Below are 17,051 nucleotides of genomic sequence, written 5' to 3'. Positions count from 1 at the left end.
TTGTCACCTTCTCCCGCTGCGCTGCCCGCGGGCAACCGGCCGGCTGGCCGAGCAAGGCGATAGGAACGCCCCTCGGGAGACCGCGACCTCACCCTCGGCCGCCCGCTCAACGCGCTGCCGTCTCGTCAGCCAATATGCTCCTCGCTGGTTGCGCGCGCTCGCGCCGCTGCTGTCGGTCCCCCTGCCAACGGCCGCGCCGGCGGTGCTCCCCTGCGTGAAGCGGACGGCGCCGCCGGAGAGCAGCCTCGTGCGGACGGCCGCAGCCGCTATGCCGCCGGCATTCGGACTGCTTTCCGGGCGGCTGTTGACGACAGGGTGAGCAATCGGCGCCCCGAGCGCGCCCGAGAAGATGAAGTTGCTTTTGCGAGCGCCAGCCGCCCCGCCAGTGCGAAAGACGCCGCTCGCGGCGATCACGCGGGTGATCGCGGGGCCACGCACGACCGAGCCGCCGCGCCCTGCAAGGCCGCCCGCCATCACCGCGAGGAAGCTCGGTTTGCACTCCGCAAGCGCGCTGCGCCGTGCGCCGCGGCCGACTGCCGGCGCGCCGGGCAGCTGCAGGGTTGTCCGGGGACGCCAGCCCGCTTGGGTTCGCTCCATGGAGGCGTATCCGTACCGACCGCTTGCTTCACGCGCACCGCGGCCGCAAGGAGCGATTGTAGCAACGCGCCGGCTGACGCGCCCTGCCGCGGGCAAGTCGGCGAGGCGTCTGGCCGAAGCTGAGTTCCCGCCAGAAAAGCTCGCGAAGCAAGACCTTGTCGCCGTCCGCTGTCTCCAGCGAATGGTTGCAATCGCGGAGCGGGACGATACGCGACCGCGTCGCGCGCGTGCCGGAGCGAAGCGCAGGGGGAAGACAAGCCGTCGGCGCCGACACGACCGTCCCCGGGAAGGCGCGCGCTCAGGAGCTGCGCCGTCCGTTCTCCCCGAACGAGGGCGCGGCTGGGGCGCCGGAGCAGGTCGCGCCCTCCCTCCGAGCGCCGCCGCGCCGCGCGGCGTCATAACGCCCAGACGAGCGGTCTCCCGCGCGGAGCGGTGCCTGAGGAGCGGCAAGAGAACTTCACCGAGGATTTACGAGGCTAACAGATCAATTACACACCTCGTCTGTGATTTGACATATACTTGTCATAGTCTGGCCGCTCACCGTCTCCGATACGCGAGGGCAACCATGCGCAGAAAAGCCCCGCGCCCCCGTCGCCGCCCCCAGCTGACTGTCCGTTTGACGAGACCGCTTGTCCGAACCCCGATGGTCCTCCAACTGAACGTGCAGCCCCCGTCCAGTTAGCGCGGAGGTCGGCCGGGCGCGCCCTTGATGAGCATGGCCCTCATCGGGAGGGAAGGAGCGGCCTCCTGCGCGTAGAGAGCGCGGCGGGCAATGCGTCGGGCGCTTTCCGCGCAGGCAGGTCTGAGACGTCAGACGCGCGCCGCCGGCCGGTCGATCAGATCGAGCAGCGTCGGATAGACGAGGTCGGTCCGCTGCTTGGACTGATGAATGTCGATCAGGTCATGGACAAGACCGGCACGCTTCGGGAAGTCATAGGAGGTGACGCGCTCGAGCCCCTGGGCCTGCCAGAGAGCGATGAGCCGGCGCGTGACATTGTTGTTCACAGCCGCGTCGTTAGCATTCGTGACGACGATCACGTCCTGCACGGCCGGCGGTCCTTGGAGCGCCGCCCGCGTTGTCGCCAGCCCAAGGCGCAGCACCTCGCCAAGGGCGCGCGTTGAGTAGCCGTAGTAGCTGTACGGCGGGCCATCTTCAAAGGGGCGGAGACGTTGTGTCTGGATGTTCGGCACCCGCAAGAGCGCCCGCAGCAGCAGCTGCTGAAGCGTGGGGCGATAGCGGCCCAGCCCAAGCGAGGGCGCAATCAGGACGGTGCGCGCAATGTCGGCGCGAAACTGGGTGATCCAAGCAGCGACCACCCCGCCCGCTGACAGGCCAGCGACAATGGCCTCCTCTCCCAGCCCTGCCGCGATATCCGCGATCTGGTCGGCAAAGTCGCGCAGCTGCTCCGCGGTCAGGCGGGACAGCGCAGTTGTCATCCGGTCAGCGTAGCCATTCTGCGGCATGCGCGGCAGGAGCACGTTGTAGCCGCGCTCGAAGAACAACCGGCCTAACGGCTCGAACTGCGCCGGGCAGTTGGTCATCCCGTGAATGAAGACGATCGCTCGCCGCACGCGCCGCCCGTGGGTCAGCAATGCGGATCGGCAGACCGGGTTGACGGCGGGTCCATCGAGCGCGGCCAGCGCCTGAAAGCGCGCCATCGCTTCGTCATAGGTGGTCGCCGGGTTCGGCCGACTGCGGAGGTGGTCGGTCCGAACTCGCGTCAGCCATGCGGTGCCCAGTCCGGCAGCGCAGCTCGCCGCAATCCCGATACCGAGGCGGCGCACGAGCTGTCCCCGCACGTTCATCCCTCTCTCTGCTGCGCTGCCCAGAGGATAGCGCTCGCGTAGTCTGCGGCGATCGCCGCGAGGCCGGCGCGGAGGTGAACGACGGCGTCCTTGCCGACGTAGCCAGCGTACAGCGGCGTGCCGGCCGGCGCGACGAGAGCAACCTCGGTGACCCCGAGCACCGTCCGGCCTGCGAGCAGCGTTGTGCCGTCGCGGAACAGCACCGCAAGCGGAGGCAGGAAGATCGATCGCTGCCGACTGTCGGTCATCCCTGGGATCGCGCGCAGCCGAGCGATGAGGGTTTGCGGGGACGGCATAGTCGTCTTCCGGTTGCGGAAGAACTCTCGGGCAAGGAGGAGAACGGGCCGGCTCGTCCGAAGATCGCGATGAGGCACGCCCGGCACAACGACAGTCCGGATGCCAGGCGCCGTGGCGTCAGCAATGCGGACAACGCCATCCCCTGCAGCATCAGACTTCCCCGCGATTGAGAGGAGGCGCATGCGCCTTGCCAGCTGGCTCGCCAGCGGCCGGCGGTCTACCTTAAGGTCGCGCCCGATCGTGAGATCGAGCGGATCAGCAAGATGCGCAAGGCGCGCACCGCCGATAGGGGAGCCGAGGAGCACCACCCCATCGATGCGGGTCCACCACTCCGGGTGGCGGTTCAGCACTTCCAGCCAGATCAGCCCGCCCATCGAATGCCCGACAACACGGATGAGCGACCCCGGCGCGGCCGCGATCGCCGCGGCCGCCTCCCGTTCTACTCGGTCGACGAGGAGGTCCATCCGCGTCCAGGTCTGAAAAAAGCCGAGGTCCGGATTGACCACGGTGGTCGTGGGAGTGACAAGCCGGCGCGCAAGGGCGCTCAGCGAGCGGGCACGATCTGCCCAGCCATGTTGGACGAAGAGGAGGACGGGCGGTCTATTCACGGCAGGCAGGATCATAGGCACAATTCGCGTGGCAGACACCTCGGAGGTTCCTGTGCAGGAAGACCATCTGCTCCTCCGCGCGCTCGCACGGCGCCCCACCCCGCGGCCGCCGGTCTGGTTCCACCGGCAGGCCGGGCGAGCGATGCCGCGCTTCAGCGCAATCGCGCAACGGCTGCGCTTTCTCGAGATGTGCGAGCGGCCGGAGGTCGTCGCCGAGGTGACACTCGAACCTGTGGAGCGGTGCGGCGTTGACGCGGCGATCCTCTTCGCCGACATTCTGCTCATTCCTCGAGCAATGGGGGCGGCGCTCGATATTCTCCCCGGGGTCGGGCCACGGGTCGACCCTCCCATCCGCTCGCTCGCCGATATCGAGCGGCTCCGTCCTCAGGAAGCAGAGCCAGCCCTTGACTACGTCCTCGAGGGCATCCGCCTGACGCGACGGGCGCTGGGAGAGCGGGTGCCGCTCATCGGGTTCGCCGGCGCACCCTTCACCGTCGCCGCCTACCTTATCGAAGGCGGTCACTCCGCCGACTGGCGAGTGACAAAGGCCTTTCTGCGCACCGAGCCCGCCGCCTGGGACGCGCTGCTCAGCGCGCTCGCCGAGGTGACTGCTCGCCACCTGCGTGCCCAAGTCGCCGCGGGCGCCCACGTGATCGAGCTGTTCGACTCGCTGGCAGGGGTGCTCTCACGCGACGACTGGATGCGCTTCGCAGCGCCCTACACCGCGCGGATCTTCGCCGCGCTGACTGGCACGCCGACTATCCACTTCGCAACGAACAACGCGCACCTTCTCGAAGCGATGAGCGCGGCCGGCGGAGACGCGCTCGGCATCGACTATCGCGTGCCGCTCAGCACCGCCTGGGAGCGCGGAGGAGGCCGGGCAGTGCAGGGCAACCTCGACCCGACCCTGCTGCTCACCCGGGGCGCGCCGCTGCGCGAGGGCGTCGCGGCCCTGCTCGCTGAGGCAGACGGTCGGCCGGGACATATCGTCAATCTCGGCGGCGGCGTCCTCCCCGGCACGTCGGCAGAGGCGCTGCGCGAGACGGTCGCGCTCGTTCACGAACTGACCGCCTAACGCACTCGCTCAGCCCCGAGGCCGGCGCAGCAACCGGCGGCGCGCCGCATTCTGGCAGTTTGCGCGGCCGCCAGCTCCCCTGCGCGTGGCGCCGAGCGCGGGAGGCTGCGCAATAGCGCGCAGCTCGTCGGTGCGGGACCATCGGACCCCGCTGCTGGCATGCGCTGGCGGCGACCGCCGCCCGAGCTGCGGGCAGGAGCGCCGGGCACTCGGGACTGCCGACACGGCTTCGGTTGGGGCGGCAGCGGGCGCGACCGGCGCAACGAGCGCTAGCGGCTCAACTGGAGAACGGCAAGAAACGCCTCTTGGGGGATTTCCACCTGCCCGATCCGCTTCATCCGCTTCTTGCCAGCGGCCTGTTTCTCGAGCAGCTTGCGCTTGCGCGTGACATCGCCGCCGTAGCACTTGTCGAGCACATTTTTGCGCAGCGCCCGCACGGTCTCGCGGGCGATGACGCGGCTGCCGATCGCCGCTTGAATGGGGACATCGAACAGCTGGCGCGGGATGAGCCCGCGGAGCTTCTCGACGAGCTGCCTGCCGTGCTCATACGCAGAGCCGGCGTCGACGATGATCGACAAAGCATCGACCGGCTGATTGTTGACCAGAATGTCCAGTTTCACCAACCGGCCGGCGCGATACTCTTTGAACGCATAGTCGAGCGAGGCGTAGCCCTGTGTCCGCGACTTCAGCTGGTCGTAAAAGTCGACGAGGATCTCGCTGAGCGGGATGTCGTACTGCAGCAAGACGCGCTGATCGCCCGCCACCGTATCGGAGCGGCCGGACGATTCGAGATACTCCATCTTGACGAACTCCCCGCGTCGCGAGGTGACGAGCTCCATAATCTGGCCGATGTAGCGCGCGGGAACAATGATTGTGATCGTCATCCACGGCTCGGCGATCTCTTGGATCACGGAGCCGTGCGGCAGGTCGGCGGGGTTGTCCACCACCACTACCTCGCCGTTGGTCTTGGTGACGTGATATTCGACGCTCGGCGCGGTGGCGAGGAGCTGCAGGCCGTACTCGCGTTCGAGCCGCTCCTGAATGATCTCCATATGGAGCAGGCCGAGAAATCCGCAGCGAAAGCCGAAACCGAGCGCCGCCGAGGTTTCCGGCTCATAGACGAGCGCCGCATCGTTCAGCTTCAGCTTGTCGAGGGCGTCGCGAAGCAGCGGATAATCGGCGCCGTCGACGGGGTACAGCCCCGCAAACACCATCGGCTTGGCAGGTCGGTAGCCCGGCAGGGGCTCGGCAGCCGGCGTCTCCGCGAGCGTGATCGTATCGCCCACGCGGCACTCGCGCACCTGCTTCAAGCCGGTGGCGACATACCCCGATTCACCCGCCTCGAGACGATCGACCGGCGTCATCTCCGGGCGAAAGATGCCCACCTCGACCGGCTCGATCTCTTTCTGGTTCGACATCAGGAGCAGCTTCTGCCCCCGTTCGAGCCTGCCATCGACGACGCGCACATACGCGATCACGCCCTTGTAGGGGTCATACTTTGAGTCGAAGATAAGCGCGCGCGTCGGCGCATCTGGATTGCCGGCGGGCGGCGGAATTTTGTGAACGATCGCTTCCAAGATCTCCCGCGTGCCTCGTCCTTCCTTTGCGCTCGCGAGGATGATGTCCTCGCGGGGGATCCCGATCACCTCTTCGATCTCGTGGATCACCTTCTCGGGGTCGGCATTCGGCAGGTCGATCTTGTTGACGACAGCGATCAGGTGGAGGTCATTCTCCAGCGCGAGATAGACGTTCGAGAGGGTCTGAGCCTGAATGCCTTGGCTGGCATCAACGACGAGGATCGCCCCCTCTGCCGCCGCGAGCGAGCGCGATACCTCGTAGGTGAAGTCGACATGCCCCGGCGTGTCGATCAGGTTCAGTTCATATTCGATGCCGTCGCTGGCGGTGTAATACATCCGGAGCGGATGCAGCTTGATGGTGATGCCGCGCTCGCGCTCGAGGTCCATCGAGTCGAGCACCTGCTCTTCCATCTCGCGCTCGCTTATGGTGCCGGTGTATTCAAGCAGTCGATCCGCGAGGGTTGACTTGCCGTGGTCGATATGAGCGATGATGCAGAAATTGCGGATATAGCGCTGATCCATGCCGATCCGAGCCGCACAATCGGCGCCCGCCTCTCTCTACGGGAACGTGCCTGCTTGAAGTGTACACGACGGGACAGGCGATACTGGAGCGCGGCCCTCTTTTCGATTGGCGCCGTCCTGCCTCGGCGACGACCGAACCGCGCTCCCGGTCCTCCCTGCCGCAAGCGGCACGGTCCCGGTGCGCCTCGCCCCTTGAGCGGCAGCAGCAGCACGCAGCTCCCGGGAACTGCCTGCCGCCCCGCCGGAGTTCACCCGAGCGCGTTGTCGCCCGCCGCAGCGAGCGGGCGTCGGCCAGGGTCGGGCGGAACACGGTGGGCCAGGCGCGCGCCTTTCTGCCGGCAGGGAAGGTGCGCCCGCTCTGGGCGACGGGGAGTCAGCGCCTCAACGCGAGGGGGCGTCACGCTCTCGGCCGCAGGAGAGGAGAGCGGCGAGCGCGGCCGAAGCGTGCTGGGGCCGGCGCGCTCTGGCCTTGAGGCGGGCGATGACATCGGCACCGCTCTCGCGCCGGCGTGAAACGTCTGCCTGCGCGCGCCGGACATCTCTCGCTCTTGAGAACAGAGCGCATCAAGTGGGCGACATTCGGGCCGCAATTCGGCACAATGCGGGTGGGCAGTCGCCGAGAGGAGGAGGCCGATGGGAAACGGCTTTCGCGCGCATATCCAGACCCTCGCCGATGCCGCCGGGATCGCGATCCACGATCTCGACGATCAGCGGGCAATCATCCGTTTTGGGATTGGTGAGAGCACCCAGACGCTCCTCGTGATCGATATGGGAGAGGTGTGGGAATTCTCCTGCCAGAGCGCGATCCGCGAGGCATCGGCGCAGGACCTGCCGGCGCCGCTGCTCGCCTTTCTCCTCGAGCGCAACGCGCACAACCAGCGCGGCTTCTGGTGCATCGAGCAGGTGAACAATCAGGCGGTGGTCTCCTACATGCACAACCTGCCCCCGAGCCTGATCACCACCGCTGAGTTTGTTGCTACCTGCGAGACGGTGGTCCGCCAAGTCGAAGCGCTCGAAGCCGGCTTCCGCCTTGCCGCGCAGCAGCTGCTCGACACCGATGCCGACAACGCCGACCTTGGGCGCGATGGCGCCGAGAGAGACGCCTGAACGGTGTCGCAGGCGGCCTAGCGCGTGGCAACGCGCAGCGGCAGCCCAAAGCCCTCGGTGATCACTTCGACCTTGGGGAAGTGGCGGCGCAGCATCGCGCTGAAATCGGAGTGGGTGAACGCTTCGCGATACGGCTCTTCATTATGCCGGCGGTCGATATCGCCGAGGATCTCGCCGTAAATGCCGCGCGCCTGCCCCATCGGTGTATCGATGGTCGGAAAGTCGAGGACGAGGAAGAGCCCGCCAGGACGCACGATCCGCGCAGCCTCGGCGCACACTTTCTCCGCAATCTCGAGCGGCAGCTCGTGGAAGAGAATGTAGGCATAGACCATGTCGAACGAGGCGGGCGGAAAGCCGGTATCTTCGGCGAGCGCCTGCTTGAAATGGATTTCGAGGCCGAGGTCGACCGCGCGCTTGTGCGCGTAGCGGAGCATCGGGATGCCGACATCGATCGCCCAGACCTCGGCGTTCGGAAAGCGGCGCTTGAGCGCGGTCGCGCTCTGCCCGGAGGCGCACCCCATCTCGAGGATCCGCCGCACCTGCCCATCCGCCGGGATGGGGAGCTTGTCGACTTGCGCTTGGTGCATCTCGTCGTAGTCGTTGCGCCCTCCGTAGAACTGACGGGTGTTGGCGTGGTAGAAGTACCCGGCGAGGGGGTCGGTGACGTAGCCGCCGCGCAGCCGATGGATCTCGCGCGTAGCGTACTCAGGGATCTTCCAGTTCGGGTCGTACTGAAGCGTGCCCGGCCCCATCTTCTCGGCGCGGTCGAGTTCCGCGAGCAGTTCCTCTCGCCGCCGCTCGAGGTCGGTGCGGACAGCAGTATGGTTCATCGTCTGGATGGCATGGCGAATGCGATGCCGCGCAGCGACGATCGGCAGCTTGCCGAACCGCTCGTGCGCCTCGTTGATGTCCGTGATCGGCCGCCCCTCGCGCTCACGGAAGGCAGCATATTCCGCTTCAACGAGCGGACGGGCGGCGGCGTCAAGTTTGCTGACGAAGCCGAACAGTCCTTGGACGAAATCGAGATACAGTTCGGTATCAAGCTCGGTGAACGCAGGGGTGGTGCCGATCTGCGGGCGAACCATTGTGCTCCTCCTCTGCTCCGTGCTCCGCTCCGGCAGCGGGCCGCGATAGGCAGCGCCGGCCCGTGACACGCCGCGAGCAAGCCCCCTCCGCCTTCAGAAGGTGTGTGCTCCCAGCGGTACAGTTCTTCGGTGTCGACGCGGCCAACGCACGCGCCGTGCTAAGGATACCAGTTCCTCGGCCATCCTCCCCGGCCATTTGGACCGTCTGCAGCCCCGCAAGACGGAACGGGCCTCCAAGGCGCGCGCCCCGGGCCGCTTCGGAGGCGACCTGTGCTGCGAGGTCAAGCGGGAACTCGCGGAAGGGACCGTGTCGAGCACGTCGTCGAGGCCGCTGCTCGCTTCGGCAGACCCTGCTCGAGCGGCGCATCGAGCCCGAGGCCGACCGCGCTTGGACGGGCCAGCGCACTGCACGCCCCCACTGACGATGCTGCGGCTCTGCGGCAAGGGAGCGGTGTCTGAGCAGGTATCCGCTTCGGCTCGCCACGCAGCCGAGAGTAAGAGCGCGCCGCGCGCGGTCGTCCTTAGAGAGCGGCTGCTTTGCGGCGTTCCGAAGGGCAGGTTGTCGCTGTGAGCTGCTGCGCACCATCGTTTACGCGGTCGCTGTCCCTGGGTGCCGAAGAGCGGATGGACGGCCCGCGACGCCGGCCGCGATGCCAACCATCCTGCCGGGGGGAGTCCCGCCGCGCGCCCCAGCAGCAGGCGATCGTCAGCGCGCCCGTCGCTCCCGCAGACCCCGCGCGGCTGCAAGCAGCCGCGCACCCTGCCGGCGGCTCTGCCGGTGCGCTGGGAGCAGCGGAGACAGAACGCGCGCTCTTTCGCGTCCGACTGTGGGGAGCGGAGCGCCCGGCTGCGTCACTTCGTCATGCCCGCGCGGGTGGCGGGGCCTCAACGAAATGGGAGAGGGGTCCGAACAGGTCGGTCCGCCCGGCGGCCATGACTTCGCGCAGGAACGAGAAGGGGATCGGGGCGTGCATGGGCCTGCGGCGGGTCATGCGCTGAGGACGGGGGACGGGATCGCGTTGGCGCTGTCCTCGGCGCTTCCCGCTCCTCGGCGGCGGAGCAGCCTCCTTCGGCGAGCGGTTCCGCCGTACCATGCTGGGCCGCCGAGAGTGTCGGGAGGGCCCGCGGTTTCGCGGCAGGGCGAACGCGCAGGCGCCGGCGATGCCCGGAACTCGGCCTCGGACTGCCCGCCCCGCGTCGACAGGGTGACGCCCAGCGCCGCCGCCGAACTCCGCGCGAGCGCGCTCCGCCCCTTTCTGAAGCACAGGCGCGCTTGCGGCGGAAGACGGCCCTCGTTGTCGGGGTGCGTCTCCGTCTCGCGGGGAGCGTGCGGCCGGGCGGCGCCGCCCTGCCGCCCGGCCACGCCGCGCCTTCCTGCACGCTAGGATGGAAGTATTGCCTCGTGCACCCTCTGCCGGCCGTCAGCCGTCGCGCCGCCAGATCTGCCGGGGCGCGTAGCCCTCTTTCCGCAAGTAATGCTCGGTGTAGACGATCCGGTCTGGAACGAGCCTGATCAGCGGGAGCTGGGGCGGCTGGTCAAAACCGCGGCCGAGATCGGCAGCGCCCTTCTGCCAGGCATAGATCTCCATTCCGGCTTCGTGCTCGGGAGTGCCTGGCCGCAGGATCTCCGCCTTCCCAAACAGCTGACAGCCCCGCGCGCTCGCCCACCCAACCAAGGGCTGGAAGATGGCGACAGAAATGCGCGGGTCGCGCTCCATATTGCGGAGCTTGGGCGCGCCCGAGTTCGAGACGAAATAGATTGTCAGGCCATGATGGTAATACTCGACTGGGCTGGCAACCGGACCGTTCTTCCCCATCGTCGCGACAACGCACATGTTTTGGGTCGCGAGCAACTGCTCGATCCGCGCTTCGAGCTGGTCACGCGGTAAGGTCGCGCGCGGCGACGGCTGAGCGAGCCAGGGATGCGCCTTCGCGGTCATCGTTCCCTCCCTCTGCCAGCGCAGTGTACGGCGCCGACGGCACGCCCTTCACCGGTTGATGGACGCATGTGTTCGCAGCGCCGAGGAGTGCTCCCAGCGTACGCCTCGCGGCCGACGGGAGGCACTCTTCGCGCTGGTCAGGATTGCCCTGCCGGAAGGTGATCCGGTTAGCGCTCCATGCGGATGGGCGCTCTTTGTGGTGAGGGGGATTGCCGCGCCGGGCTGCGCCCGGCGCGCAATGACAGAATCGTCCTTCCTTACGCCGTTTTGACGCCTTCAGGCGCGACTGCCACTCGCCCGCGCATAACGGGACGGTATCGTCCTTGCCGGCACCGTTCTGACGCATTCAGGCACGCCTGATACTCGCCCGGCACGCGCCAGCCGCGCGCGTGCGCCCACTGCCGCTAGGAGATGCGTTTCTTCACCATCGCTGCAAGGCCGGCGCAGCGGGCCGCGGGAACCCCGTCCTCTGCACCCGTTCTGCCCCCCGACCGACCGACGTTGAGGCGCGAGCAGCGGTCTTCCGGACATGCAGAACTGCGGAGCCGCTGTCGGCCAAGGAGCAGGCGCGTTATCCGCCGTTCAGGGCTGGAGACGCCAGACCTGCTTGGCAGCATACCCGTGCTTGCGCAGCCAGAGTTCGGTATAGACAATGCGGTGCGGCGTCACCTCAACCAGCGGCGTAGCGGGCGGCGCAACGATTGGGCGGCCGAGGTCAGCAGCGGACGATTGCCAGCGGTAGATTTCCATCCCGGCGGCGTGCTCGGGCGTGCCGGGCTCAAGGACACGCGCCTCACCGAAGAGTTGGCAGCCGCGGACGCTTGCCCAGCCGACGTTCGGCGCAAAGATCGCGAGCGAGACGCGCGGGTGGCGCCGGAGGTTCGCCAGTTTCGGCGAGCCGGTGTCGGCGACGAAGTAGACGGTGAGACCGGCGTGGTAATACTCAACCGGGCTGGCAACCGGGTCGCCGCGCCGGTCGACGGTCGCCAGCACCGCCATGTTCTGCGAGGCGAGCAACTGCTCGATCCGGTCTTCTAACTGATCGCGCGGCAGCGCTGCCATCGGCGCGGGAGCAGTCAGCCAAGGATGCGCGCGGCTCGGCATCGGTCCTCCTGTATTCGGACGCGCTCAGGACGCAGCAGCCAACTCTTCAAGGAAGAGCGCTTCCGCGAGCGCCATCCGTTCGAGCTCCGCGAGATCAACGCCCTCATTCGGCCCATGGATGCCCGCCTCGGGGTCTTCGACACCCCACAGAACGATTGCCGCGCCGGGGAAGGCGGCTGCGAGGGCAGGGATGAGCGGGATCGACCCGCCCGAGCCCATCAGCACCGCCGGCTGGCCGTACGCGCGTTCGAGCGCGCGGCGGGCAGCGGCAAAGGCGGGAGCAGCAGTATCGACGGCAAAGCCGGCGCCCACCCCCTCGCATCGGATATCGACTTGGACCTGCCACGGCGCGACCGCCCGGAGATGCTGCGCAAGCAGGTGGAAGGCTTCCTGCGGGTCCTGCCTTGGCGGGATGCGCAGGGCGATGGCGGCGCGGGCAGCCGGCACGAGCGCATTCCCCGCGCCCTCGACCCGCGGCGCATCCAGCCCGATGATTGCGGCGGAGGGGCTTGTCCAAAGCTGCTCAGAGAGCGTGCCGCTGCCGGCGAGAGCGACCCCGGGCAGAACGCCCGCCTGCCGGCGAAACTCCTCTTCGGGATAGTCCAGCCCTTCCCACGGCTCGCGCGCCAGCCCGGGGAGAACGGTGTTGCCTTCATCATCGTAGAGTGCCGACAGCATCTTCACTAAGGCGATCAGCGCATCCGGGGCCGGACCGCCGAACAGCCCGCTATGCACGGCCTTCTCAAGTGCCCGCACTTCGACGACCGCCTTGACCACTCCGCGCAAGGTCGTGGTCAGGGTCGGCACGCCGAGTTTCCAGTTGCCCGCGTCCGCGACGACGATCGCGTCGGCACGCAGCAGGTCGCGATAGTCGCTGAGGGTCGCTTCGAGGCGGCTTGCTCCTGTCTCCTCCTCCCCTTCGACGATCACCTTGATGCCGACGGGCGGCCGGCCGTCATATGCGCGCGCTGCCAGTGCGTGCATGATGATGCCCGCCTTATCGTCCGCCGCTCCGCGGCCGCGCAGCCGCCCGTCTCGCTCGACAGGGGTGAAGGCCTCGGGCCAGTCGCCGGCGGGCTGAACATCATAATGAGCGTAGAGGAGCACGGTCGGCGCGCCAGGAGGAGGGGGGATCTCGGCATAGACTGCCGGCTGCCCGCCCGGGATCTCAATCAGGCGCGCGCCCTGATAGCCGGCAGCGGCGAGGATCTCCCGCGTTGCGTCGGCCGCTGCTCGCACCGGCTCGGACGGAAAGCCGGGAAACGCGACCGAGGGGATGCGGATGAGCCGCTCGAGGTCGGCGCGGGCGGCCGGCATCGCCGCGCGGATCGCCGCACGGAGCGGTTCGGTCATCGCTCAGCCCCGAACGACTGCGGAGGCCGTGCCGACAACCGCCTTCGTGCCGTCCTCACGCTCGAGCCAGACATCGCAGACAAGCCGAACCCCCTCCCCCTCGGGGACACGCGCGCGCACCGCTCCCTTGACCGTGATGCGGTCCTGGTCGTACACCGGGGAAACGTAGGTCACTTCGAGCCGGCCGGTCTGGAAATACGTCGGCCCGAAAAAGTGGACAAGCGCGCGCGAGATCCAGGCGAGACTTTGGCCGCCGGCAACAAGTCCGCGTTGGAAGCCAAGCTTCTGCGCAGCCGCGTCGTCATGGACATTCATCTCGCCCGCTCGATCAGTCCGAGCGTGCACATTCGAGGCGACGCCTCTCCATTCCGGCAACGCAGCGCCAATCGGGGTCTCGATCGTCGCCTGCATCAGGCTGCCTCCACTGGCATCTGGAGCAGTGTATCTCGCTTTTTCACGAGCACTCGCCCTGTCAGGTCCGAGGTGACAAACTCGAAAGTGACATAAATTCTGCCCTTCCGCTCATACTTGTCAATCACTTCGCACGTTGTGACAATCGTCTGACCCAGATGCAGGGGGCCGAAATACTCGTGGCGGGTTTTGGTTGGGATCACGCCGGACATGTCGAAGCCGTTCGCGCGCAGAACGCGATCAAAATCGGCATTCGTCAAGGCGGGCGGCGCGATGACACTGCCGAAGTGATCGGGGTTCTTCTCCGGCGGATTCGGGTCGGCTGCCAGCGCGAGATCGGTGGCAATCCACTCCTCGGTGACCGTCATCTTCAGCGGCGGCAAGCGCATGCCAACCTCGAGATCGGCGAAGGTTTTCATGACACCCCCCTGCAGGCGATCGTTGCCAGCCGCGCCGCTGTTGTCAAGGGCGATGCTGCGCTGCCGCATGCGCTCAGCGCCAACCGCATCCACCCTCAGGGAAGCAGCGGCGCAGCCCCCGGGCGCCGGCCGAGACGTCGCGGGCTCTCCAGCCCGCCGAGCGAGCCGCGATGCAGCGGCCGACAGCACGACCTGAGGCGCGTCCGCGCCGCTCCCGAGGAGGCTTCTCCCTTCGCGCGCGCGATCCGAGATAACTTCTAGCAGGACCGGTGTTTGGAGCGTATCGTCAGGCAAGCAAGCGTTCCAGCGGGAGGTGACCCGATGCGGATCTATAGCGTGACTGGCGTCCCCCCCGAGATCCAAGCGTATGCAATGGCGAAATACAGCCGCTCCAGTCAATCGATGCTGGAGAGCATCACCGAACTGAATGCGGAGAAAGCCGAGCGGTTCCTGGAAACGTTCTACTTTCAATACGGCCACCGCTCGATCGCGGACCTCGCGCATCTGTTCTTCGCGGTCGAAGACATCTCGATCTTGGCGGCGATTGTGCTGGTGGACGAGCCGCTCTGGGATGGCCAGGAGCGTTCAACGCGCTATCAGGATTTTTCGCGGACTGGCTACATCGTCCCGCCGGGGCTTGAAGGAGACGACGCCGAGTTCTTCCGCGCTGTCGCGGATCGGCTCTTCGCGGAATACCGCGCTCTGACAGAGACGCTGCTCGCCATCTTGACCGCGACCGTGCCCCGGCCAGCAGCGATGGATGAGCGGGACTATCGCCGAACGTTGCGCGCGCGCGCCTTTGATGTCACTCGCGGGCTGCTGCCCCTCGCCACGGCGACAAGCGTCGGCCAAGTGGTGAGCGCTCGGGTGCTGGAACGGCAGATCAGTCGTCTGCTGGCGAATGAGTACGAGGAAGTCCGCCAGATCGGGCAAGAGCTGCGCGCTGCCTGTCAACGACCGGCCGAAGCCCCCTTGCTCGAGGCGATCCGCAACAACGTCGCGGCGGTCGCGGCCCACCCCGAGCTGCCCGCATCGGCCCGGGCAGCGCTCGAGGAGGTGCTCGCGTGGCTGACGCCGACCCCGGTCGCCCCTACGTTGGTCAAATATACTCACCCCGACCGCTATTCCCCGCATACGCATGAGGCGCTGGTCGCCTTGGCGCGGCGCGAACTGAACGGCCTGCCGCCCGACATGACGGCGCGGGTCGCGCTCGCCGACGACGAGACCCCGCTCGACGAAGTGGTCGCCACCGCGCTCTTCTCCGCTGACCAATACGGTCGCTCGTACCGTCAAGTGCAGGGGGTTGTCCGCAGCTGGAGCGACGAGCGCAAACACGCGGTGCTCGACCTGACGATGCGCTGCCGAGGCCGGCACGATGACCTGCTTCGGCTCCACCGGTCTGGCTATGCGGTCAAGTTCGATCTCCTCATCGATCTCGGCGCCTACCGCGACTTCCACCGCCATCGGCGCTGCGTGCAGATCCTGCAGCCGCTCTCCCCGATCTACGGGGTCGACCCGGCAGCAGAGGTCTTCCGCGAGGGCCTTGGAGAAGCAGCAGAGGCCGCGCTCGCTGCCGGGCTCCATCAGCGCTACGCGGACGCGATCGCCGGGGCGCACGACGCCGTCCGACAGCTCGCGAGCCGCGCTCCTCATGCCGCGACCTATCTGCTGCCCCTCGCGACACGCTGCCGGTCGCTCTTCAAGATGGACCTCGCCGAAGCGGCCTATATTGCCGAGCTGCGCACCAAACCGAGCGGCCACTTTTCATACCGCCGCGCTGCGTGGGAGATGGCGGAGCGGCTGCGCGAGCGCTATCCCCAGTTCGGACGGCATGTCCGCGCTACCGACCCGGCAGAGCCGATCGATTTGCTCGACCGCTAGCGCCGCACCGCCAGCCGCTTGGGCTACACTGCCGCCGAACTTCGGACGAGGAGGACCACTGTGCGAGTCGGTGACAAGGTCGCCCTAGTCACAGGCGCCGGCAAGGGGATCGGGGAGGCGATTGCGCTGCGGCTAGCAGAGGAAGGCGCAGACGTCGTTGTGAATGATATCGACCGAGCCAGCGCGGAGAAAACGGCAGCCGCCGTGCGGGCGAAAGGTCGGCGCGCGCTTGTCGCCATCGGCGATGTCGCGAACTTCGAGGACGTGCGCGCTGTGGTCGACCAGGCACTCGGCGAGCTGGGACGCGTCGACATCCTGGTCAACAATGCCGGCATCTTCATCGACAAGTCGATCTTTCGAATGGAGCCGCAGGACTTCGAGCGGGTGCTGCGGATCAATCTGTTCGGCGCGTGGAACTTTATCAAGTGTGTCGTGCCCGGCATGCGCGAGCGGCGCTACGGCAAGATCGTCAACATCTCGTCGCGGGCGATGCTCGGCAATCCGGGGCAATCGAACTACTCGGCGTCGAAGGCCGGGCTGGTGGGCATGACGCGGGCGCTCGCCCTCGAGCTCGGCAAGTTCAACATCAACGTCAACGCTGTCGCGCCCGGGGCGGTGATGACCGACCTGCTGCGGCAGACAAGCGAAGAGAATATCCAGCGTATGCTCGCCAACACCCCGCTCGGCCGGATCGGCGAACCGATCGACATCGCCAACGCCGTGCTCTTCCTCGCCTCGGATGAAGCGTCCTACATCACTGGCCAGACCTTGATCGTCTGCGGCGGGCGCTCGCTTGGGGCGTCGAACCTGTAGCGCCCGCACCGGCGCGCCCCGTCGTGTCGGCGCGATGCATTCAGGCGCCGGGCCTCGCTCGGGCGAAGTCGTCGTGAGAGCCGCAGCTGGGAGAGAGGAGGCGCGGACAGAATTGCCGCTCGATGCCGTCAGGCCCTGCGGACGACAGGAGCGGCCGAGAGGACGGGATTGCCATGCGCCTTGCTTCTGGGGAAAAGAGCGGCGACCGGGACGAGGGACGAATGCCGGCAGGAGTGCTGCGCCCTTCGCCTTGGGCTCGCAATGACGGCCACCCTCCTGCCTTGCACTTTCTGAGGCATCAAAGACCCGCCCGCATCCTCGCCTGCCGTGACAGCTGCTCTGCCGCCCTGCTCGAGGGGCAGAACATCTCCTCCCCCTCGTTCCGGTGACGGCCTCCCTTCCGCCGTACCCCCGCACGAACCAGCGCGCACCCTTACCCATCACGACAGCCGACCT

14 protein-coding genes are annotated in these 17,051 nt (G+C 67.5%); 4 read left to right on the top strand and 10 right to left on the bottom strand.

Going from position 1 to position 17,051, the window contains the following annotated elements; all coding sequences use genetic code 11:
• Positions 1 to 3: 3 nt before the first annotated feature.
• The 3 genes from NZ773_14570 to NZ773_14560 form a co-directional block, all read right to left on the bottom strand.
• On the bottom strand, positions 4 to 597 hold the full coding sequence (locus tag NZ773_14570; protein MCS6803148.1) for a hypothetical protein: 594 nt from the start codon (positions 595 to 597) through the stop codon (positions 4 to 6).
• Positions 598 to 1,407: 810 nt separating this feature from the next.
• Positions 1,408 to 2,403 carry an alpha/beta fold hydrolase gene (locus NZ773_14565; GenBank protein MCS6803147.1) on the bottom strand — a complete coding sequence of 332 codons (996 nt, stop codon included), beginning with the start codon at positions 2,401 to 2,403 and terminating at the stop codon, positions 1,408 to 1,410.
• Positions 2,400 to 3,308, bottom strand: coding sequence for a GPI inositol-deacylase (locus tag NZ773_14560; protein ID MCS6803146.1), 909 nt, complete (start codon positions 3,306 to 3,308; stop codon positions 2,400 to 2,402). The genes NZ773_14565 and NZ773_14560 overlap by 4 nt, the downstream gene beginning before the upstream one ends.
• Positions 3,309 to 3,336: 28 nt before the next feature.
• On the opposite strand from NZ773_14560, the gene hemE reads away from it, so the two are divergent.
• Positions 3,337 to 4,383, top strand: a complete 1,047-nt coding sequence (gene hemE / locus NZ773_14555; GenBank protein ID MCS6803145.1) for a uroporphyrinogen decarboxylase — start codon at positions 3,337 to 3,339, stop codon at positions 4,381 to 4,383.
• 269 nt (positions 4,384 to 4,652) lie between these two features.
• Here the strand turns inward: hemE and lepA are convergent, their stop codons facing one another.
• The gene (gene lepA / locus NZ773_14550) at positions 4,653 to 6,482 is read right to left on the bottom strand and encodes a translation elongation factor 4 (protein MCS6803144.1); all 1,830 of its coding nucleotides are present in this window, start codon (positions 6,480 to 6,482) and stop codon (positions 4,653 to 4,655) included.
• A gap of 633 nt (positions 6,483 to 7,115) precedes the next feature.
• Between lepA and NZ773_14545 the strand changes: the two genes are divergently transcribed.
• Complete coding sequence (locus tag NZ773_14545) at positions 7,116 to 7,589, top strand: hypothetical protein (GenBank protein MCS6803143.1); 474 nt, start codon at positions 7,116 to 7,118, stop codon at positions 7,587 to 7,589.
• Positions 7,590 to 7,606: 17 nt separating this feature from the next.
• Here NZ773_14545 and NZ773_14540 read toward each other — a convergent pair whose 3' ends face one another.
• From NZ773_14540 to NZ773_14515, 6 genes are all read right to left on the bottom strand, one after another.
• The gene (locus NZ773_14540; GenBank protein ID MCS6803142.1) at positions 7,607 to 8,674 is read right to left on the bottom strand and encodes a class I SAM-dependent methyltransferase; all 1,068 of its coding nucleotides are present in this window, start codon (positions 8,672 to 8,674) and stop codon (positions 7,607 to 7,609) included.
• Between the two features lie 1,421 nt (positions 8,675 to 10,095).
• Positions 10,096 to 10,614, bottom strand: coding sequence for a pyridoxamine 5'-phosphate oxidase family protein (locus NZ773_14535; GenBank protein ID MCS6803141.1), 519 nt, complete (start codon positions 10,612 to 10,614; stop codon positions 10,096 to 10,098).
• Positions 10,615 to 11,196: 582 nt separating this feature from the next.
• Positions 11,197 to 11,718, bottom strand: coding sequence for a pyridoxamine 5'-phosphate oxidase family protein (locus tag NZ773_14530; GenBank protein MCS6803140.1), 522 nt, complete (start codon positions 11,716 to 11,718; stop codon positions 11,197 to 11,199).
• Positions 11,719 to 11,742: 24 nt separating this feature from the next.
• Positions 11,743 to 13,071, bottom strand: a complete 1,329-nt coding sequence (locus NZ773_14525; protein MCS6803139.1) for a M20/M25/M40 family metallo-hydrolase — start codon at positions 13,069 to 13,071, stop codon at positions 11,743 to 11,745.
• A gap of 3 nt (positions 13,072 to 13,074) precedes the next feature.
• A complete protein-coding gene (locus NZ773_14520; GenBank protein MCS6803138.1) occupies positions 13,075 to 13,482 on the bottom strand; it encodes a hypothetical protein in 408 nt (135 codons plus the stop codon).
• Complete coding sequence (locus NZ773_14515) at positions 13,482 to 13,994, bottom strand: MaoC family dehydratase (protein MCS6803137.1); 513 nt, start codon at positions 13,992 to 13,994, stop codon at positions 13,482 to 13,484. The genes NZ773_14520 and NZ773_14515 overlap by 1 nt, the downstream gene beginning before the upstream one ends.
• A 228-nt stretch (positions 13,995 to 14,222) precedes the next feature.
• Here NZ773_14515 and NZ773_14510 point away from each other — a divergent pair, with 228 nt between their 5' ends.
• Together NZ773_14510 and NZ773_14505 are read left to right on the top strand one after the other, a co-directional pair.
• Complete coding sequence (locus tag NZ773_14510) at positions 14,223 to 15,782, top strand: FAD-dependent thymidylate synthase (GenBank protein MCS6803136.1); 1,560 nt, start codon at positions 14,223 to 14,225, stop codon at positions 15,780 to 15,782.
• 60 nt (positions 15,783 to 15,842) lie between these two features.
• Complete coding sequence (locus NZ773_14505) at positions 15,843 to 16,595, top strand: SDR family oxidoreductase (protein ID MCS6803135.1); 753 nt, start codon at positions 15,843 to 15,845, stop codon at positions 16,593 to 16,595.
• Positions 16,596 to 17,051: the final 456 nt, after the last annotated feature.

The organism is Dehalococcoidia bacterium, assembly GCA_025054935.1.
GTDB lineage: Bacteria > Chloroflexota > Dehalococcoidia > SpSt-223 > SpSt-223 > JANWZD01.
This window is presented reverse-complemented; position numbering and strand designations above follow the sequence as displayed.

Coding starts and splice junctions, on each gene's coding strand:
- NZ773_14570 (MCS6803148.1), bottom strand. CDS start 597: ATGGAGCGAACCCAAGCGGGCTGGCGTCCCCGGACAACCCTGCAGCTG.
- NZ773_14565 (MCS6803147.1), bottom strand. CDS start 2,403: ATGAACGTGCGGGGACAGCTCGTGCGCCGCCTCGGTATCGGGATTGCG.
- lepA (MCS6803144.1), bottom strand. CDS start 6,482: ATGGATCAGCGCTATATCCGCAATTTCTGCATCATCGCTCATATCGAC.
- NZ773_14545 (MCS6803143.1), top strand. CDS start 7,116: ATGGGAAACGGCTTTCGCGCGCATATCCAGACCCTCGCCGATGCCGCC.
- NZ773_14540 (MCS6803142.1), bottom strand. CDS start 8,674: ATGGTTCGCCCGCAGATCGGCACCACCCCTGCGTTCACCGAGCTTGAT.
- NZ773_14535 (MCS6803141.1), bottom strand. CDS start 10,614: ATGACCGCGAAGGCGCATCCCTGGCTCGCTCAGCCGTCGCCGCGCGCG.
- NZ773_14530 (MCS6803140.1), bottom strand. CDS start 11,718: ATGCCGAGCCGCGCGCATCCTTGGCTGACTGCTCCCGCGCCGATGGCA.
- NZ773_14525 (MCS6803139.1), bottom strand. CDS start 13,071: ATGACCGAACCGCTCCGTGCGGCGATCCGCGCGGCGATGCCGGCCGCC.
- NZ773_14520 (MCS6803138.1), bottom strand. CDS start 13,482: ATGCAGGCGACGATCGAGACCCCGATTGGCGCTGCGTTGCCGGAATGG.
- NZ773_14510 (MCS6803136.1), top strand. CDS start 14,223: ATGCGGATCTATAGCGTGACTGGCGTCCCCCCCGAGATCCAAGCGTAT.